The sequence below is a fragment of the Polaromonas sp. P3_C2 genome, from assembly GCF_056402675.1.
Map to the genome: position 1 here is coordinate 1 of NZ_JBFUGX010000315.1, position 4,861 is coordinate 4,861.

5 protein-coding genes are annotated in these 4,861 nt (G+C 57.1%); all 5 read right to left on the reverse strand.

Annotation, left to right across the window (positions count from 1 at the left end; translation table 11 throughout):
* On the reverse strand, positions 1-917 hold a 917-nt coding region (locus tag AC1DWI_RS13845), incomplete at its 3' end, for a glycosyltransferase family 10 domain-containing protein (protein WP_477725035.1).
* Complete coding sequence (locus AC1DWI_RS13850) at positions 914-1,945, reverse strand: glycosyltransferase family 2 protein (protein ID WP_477725036.1); 1,032 nt, start codon at positions 1,943-1,945, stop codon at positions 914-916. The genes AC1DWI_RS13850 and AC1DWI_RS13845, both read right to left, overlap by 4 nt.
* Positions 1,938-2,936 carry a CgeB family protein gene (locus tag AC1DWI_RS13855; RefSeq protein ID WP_477725037.1) on the reverse strand — a complete coding sequence of 333 codons (999 nt, stop codon included), beginning with the start codon at positions 2,934-2,936 and terminating at the stop codon, positions 1,938-1,940. The genes AC1DWI_RS13850 and AC1DWI_RS13855 overlap by 8 nt, the downstream gene beginning before the upstream one ends.
* Positions 2,933-4,360, reverse strand: a complete 1,428-nt coding sequence (locus AC1DWI_RS13860; RefSeq protein WP_477668524.1) for a lipopolysaccharide biosynthesis protein — start codon at positions 4,358-4,360, stop codon at positions 2,933-2,935. The genes AC1DWI_RS13855 and AC1DWI_RS13860 overlap by 4 nt, the downstream gene beginning before the upstream one ends.
* A gap of 13 nt (positions 4,361-4,373) precedes the next feature.
* The coding region (locus AC1DWI_RS13865) for a class I SAM-dependent methyltransferase (RefSeq protein ID WP_477725038.1) at positions 4,374-4,861 on the reverse strand (488 nt) is incomplete at its 5' end.

Sequence of the window (4,861 nt, forward strand, 5' to 3'; positions counted from 1 at the left end):
GCCTGGTAGGCGGCCTGCCATGATGAAAATTCACGGCAATCGATATAGGCCTCCTCAGGGATCAACTGCTTGATATCGGGAGCGCCCAAATACAGGGGAATCGTTCCCGCATAGAAGCAGTCGAAAATTTTCTCGGTTACGTAGCCCTGCATCGCCATGTTTTCGAGACAGAGGCAGAAGTTGTATTGACTCAGTACCTCGTATTTCGATTCGCACGAGCCTTTGTAAATCGACAGCAGCGTTTTGCGCCGGCTTATATAGGGCCACCAGAGAGACGTACGAGCCTTCAATTTGGCCCAGCCGCGGCCGTAAAGATCGACAACACCGGATTCCGCCAGTTCGGTCATCGCCTCGATGCGGCGGCTGTAGAGCTCGTTCGGTACTTTGCGTGGCACATGATTTCCGTTGATCACCACGATGCGGTTGAGGCGCTCACACCGAGACCAGTACGGCTCCATAACATCTTCGCGAGGCTGCGGCCAATAGAGTTGGCGCAACCGCGAGCTGTCAACACCTGCGAGCGAATAGCCGTCACCGTTCACGTTGTGGACATAGACCCGCTCGAAAGCTGCGGTCAGCTCCGGTAATGCCTTGTAGATGCTCGGGTCGACGACGGGTGGCTCAAGCACCAGAAAGGCTCGAAGGTGTACATCAGGACGTGCAGCCAGCATCTTGAAGTTGTCGAGGACGCCGAGCGAGTAGTAGTCCTTGGGGGCGTTGTTTGCCGGCAAGGACATCAGGTAGTCGGCGGTGCGTACGGCTCTGCCGGCACTGGCGTGCACTTCGCGCACGCGCGCGTAGGGCACCAATGTCCCGTCGCGATTGAGCGCGAGATTCGACAAATCGAACATCCGGTCCTGCCGGTAGGCAGGCGGCGTGTCGATGTAAATTTCGTCGGACACTGGGGCGGGAATCACTTCTTGCTTATCCTCTTGAGATGAACCAGCGAAGTCCTGGCCAGACCATCGAGCCGCAAACTGAGCATGACCTTGAGATACAGGCCCAGCAGAAAAACGCCGAGCCCCCGTCTGGTCTGTAGAGCTGCCTTTAGGGCGTCCGGTGAAAATACATTGGGGAAAAGTTCCCGAGCCTGCTGCGGTTCACCGCGCAACAGGGCGTTGGCGGCGCGCATGACCTGGTCACGACGTTCGAGGCGTCCGTAGTTGACCATATCCTCGGCGGTAACCAGCTTGCGCACGTCGGGTTGTGCGAGATAGTAGTCCATCACTGTGAAAAAAGCCGCACGGCGCGTATCAAGGCGCACATTTGCCGACCACTGGCTGCTGCTGATGCGGTATCGCATGGTCGCTCCCGGCAGTATTCCGACGGGCCCAAGCTGCAGCATCCTGAGCCAGACGTCAAGGTCGCCGCTCGGGCCGAACAGTTCCCCACGCCAGCTCTTGATGTTCTGCTGATAAACGTTGGTGCGCGCCATCATGCTGGGACAGATCAGGAAATTGGAGTGCTTGAGAATCGCCCTGAAGACCTCAGGAAAATGATGCAGCGGGCCAGTGGCCGCCAATTCGGGGGGCTGTTGGATCGCACCGATGAGGCGGTTGTCCTCATCGATCAGCAGTGCTTGTGTAAACGCTGCTCCGGCTTGTGGGTGCGCCTCGAGAAATGCGACCTGTGACGCGACCATATCTGATTCGTAGATATCGTCCGCATGGTAAATCGCGGTGTATTTCCCCGTTGCCAGTTCGATGCAACGATTGAAATTGCCTTCGCCACCGATATTGACCGCGTTGCGGTAGAGCGTGATGCGGCTGTCAGAAAATCCTTCGACAACTGCGATCGTGCTGTCGGTCGAATGATTGTCGACCACGTGAATTTTGAGGTTCCCGTAACTCTGGTTTAGCACCGAATGCAAAGTGGCTGCGACGGTTTTTTCCGCGTTATAAGTCGGGATGCAGATGCAGACCAGTGGCAGTGTATTGTCAGGCATCGATGAGTCCCATCCTGGCGAACGCGTGTCGAAAGCGGTGGCCGAAGGTGTGCTCCGCAAGAGTCCGGGCATAACCGGCATCGGCGATGCTTTCTCGCAGTGCAGTCTCTRCAAGATAAAGCGCAACCTTTTGCTGAAGGTCGTCGGGGTCCAGGTAGATGGCGATCTCTGTGCCTATACCGTAGTGCCGTTCCAGTCCCTCAACGTAGTACGAGAGCTGAAACCCGCCAGTGCCGTTAATCTCGAAATGACGGGCCTTGATCTGTTCGACGGACTTCGGCGAGCGGATGCGATTGACCAGACCGCGCGGGGACGACAGCAGGTAACGCGCGTCCCAGGAGGTCGAGTTCGACATATTCAGGTTGATGCGGCTTTCATTGAACAGCTGGACCATCTCCTCGTGCGACACGATGCCGCCTGGCCAGCGGTACCCGGCAACTTTGACATTGAACCCCGCTCTGCGCAGGCGATTGATGAGCCATTCGCGATAGGGGTGCCAGGCACCTACAAACGACACGTCGTATATTTTTTCGACAGACGCTTTTCGGTAAATGCTGTTGTTGCAGCCGAACGGGAAATAGATCACATTTTCCAGGCCCAATGCTCGGTATTTCCGCTCACCATATACGTCGGGTGTTGTGAAGAAATCGAACTGTGGCGCCCAGTAGCGGGAAAATTCGACGCGCCAGGTGTCGTCGTGAAAAAAGCACAGTGTGCATGTGAGCTGTTTCATCGCCTTGATCGTGTCCGGCTCGAACTGATCGGTGTAAAGCGAGAACATCGCGAAGTCAGGCCTGGACGCCGCCGCGACCTCGAGCAGCTTGCGGTTCATGGCTGGCTTGCCCAGGTGCTGAATCTCGGTCATGTAGTCAAACAACACGACCTCGTGTCCGAGCGCCAGCAGGCTCTGGTAAAAATTGTAGTACTCGTACGAATGACCGCGCGTCGGGTCTCCATAGTCATACGACATGCAAACAAGGAGGATTTTCATGAAACTTTGTCGTGCCTTGGCAAATATGGATAAAGCAGCCAGTAGAACATCGGCAGAAAGGCCAGCCCGGTGACAACGATCAGTACACCCGCCGCAATGATGCCCTGGCTGTTCATGGCCCACCGGCCGGCCGTCGCAAGCAGCATCAGGCCAGCGCCCATTGCGGTGCCTTTGAACAGCATACGCAATGGCAGCCGCATGTCGAGCGCGACGATCATCAGGTAGTGCATGGCGACCAACATGCCGACGCCGGCCAGCGAGCGCGCCAGACCCACGCCATGCGCACCCATGCCAGGCGCCAGAAACTTGATCAGCACGATGCAGATGACCGCGCCGAGCAGGTTCGGCAGCAGCAGCAGACGGGTCTTCATCTTGGCGTGGGCCGACATGCTGTAGACGCCAGCAACAACGCGTGCACCTTCTGCCAGGACGCCCCAGATCACGAACTGCGATGCCGATTGGTATGCCGGGCCCACCATGAATCGCGTCAACTCCGGCGCCAGACTGATCAACAAAAAGGTTACGAGCATCAGCGAGGGCAGGATCGCGCCAGCATATTTATTCCAGGCGGCGGACTGTTCCTCGATCGTGCTGGTGCTGACCCGCTTGTAGAAACGCGGCTGGAAGTAGGTTGTCAGCACCGATTCGAACGCGGCCATCAGCCCTGCGCTGATTCCGTAGCCTGCGACAAACAGGCCGAGTGCGGCCAAGCCCAGCGAGTCGGCGACGAAAAAGCGGTAGCCTTGCGTCTGCAGCCAATTAAACCCGACCGAGATTGCAACCGGCCAGGCGAAGTCGAACAGCAGCTTGAGGTGCGAGCGCGACAGTTTGTCTGCGGGCTGCTCCGGGCTGAGTTTGTCGAAAAACAACTTGACGCCAATGATCGCGAACACCGTCTGGCCGATCAGCAAGCCGAGCAACCAGTATTCAGCTGTCGGTGCGAAGGATTCGACCAGCGCATAGGCGCTCGCCAGGCCCACGCCGATTGTTGCGAGCGTGAGGACGATAAAACGCCCGCGCAACTCCAGCAGGTTCAGCGATGGGATTGCGGTCTGGTTGATCGTGTTGAACAACAGCGAGCCACAGACCAGCACCAGCAGCCACGCGGTATTGAACTGGAAGCCGAAGGCGTGGATTTTGTTGAGCACGCCGAGCGTCAGCGCCGCGAACAGGCAGACACCAAGAAGATAGATCCAGTGCAGCTTGAGGTAGTGTTTGGCGCGGCCGAGTTCATCCCAGGCGTGAAACCTCCGATTGATGAACATACCAATCGGGTTGACGAGGAAAAGCGCAAAAAAGGCTGTGGCGGCGGTGATCAGCGAGAGACGGCCCATTTCGCTAGGTGGCAAATAAGTCGTAGCCACCCGCATGACCAAAAGGAGCAGGATGAATTGGGCGGCACGCCCGAAGATGATTACAAGCACGTTCTATTCCCGGTCATAGAGCAACGACGGAAGTCGCAGATGCATCGCCGGCAGGTGGCCCCGGTTGCTTCTGAAAAACCAGGGCGTGATCGACAATTTGGGAGAATTCTTCTGGAATCGCCTTCTTGCCGTTCTTCCAGTATTTGCCGGAATCGGCGTTACTGTAGTAGTCCGCAATCATCTCATAGCCCTGGCCGCGCATCAGTTGAGCCAGCCGTTCGACGCTGAGCAATACAACCGGGATCCGCCCGCAAAAACCTTTGACGGTCGTGACGTTTTGCATGGTGTAGGCCACAGGCTGATTGCCCCCGGGGGCCGGATGGCGGGATACGATGATGAACCTGGCCTGGCTGCGACACAGCAGTGCCAGCGTTGCTTCGTAATCTAGACAATACTGGAGCGTACTTGAAACGTTAAGTACGTCTATCTTGGCGCTGTGTGTCAACAGCGATTCAAAATCAGTTGAAAAAGACACGCCATCTGCGCCGAACAACCTGGTTC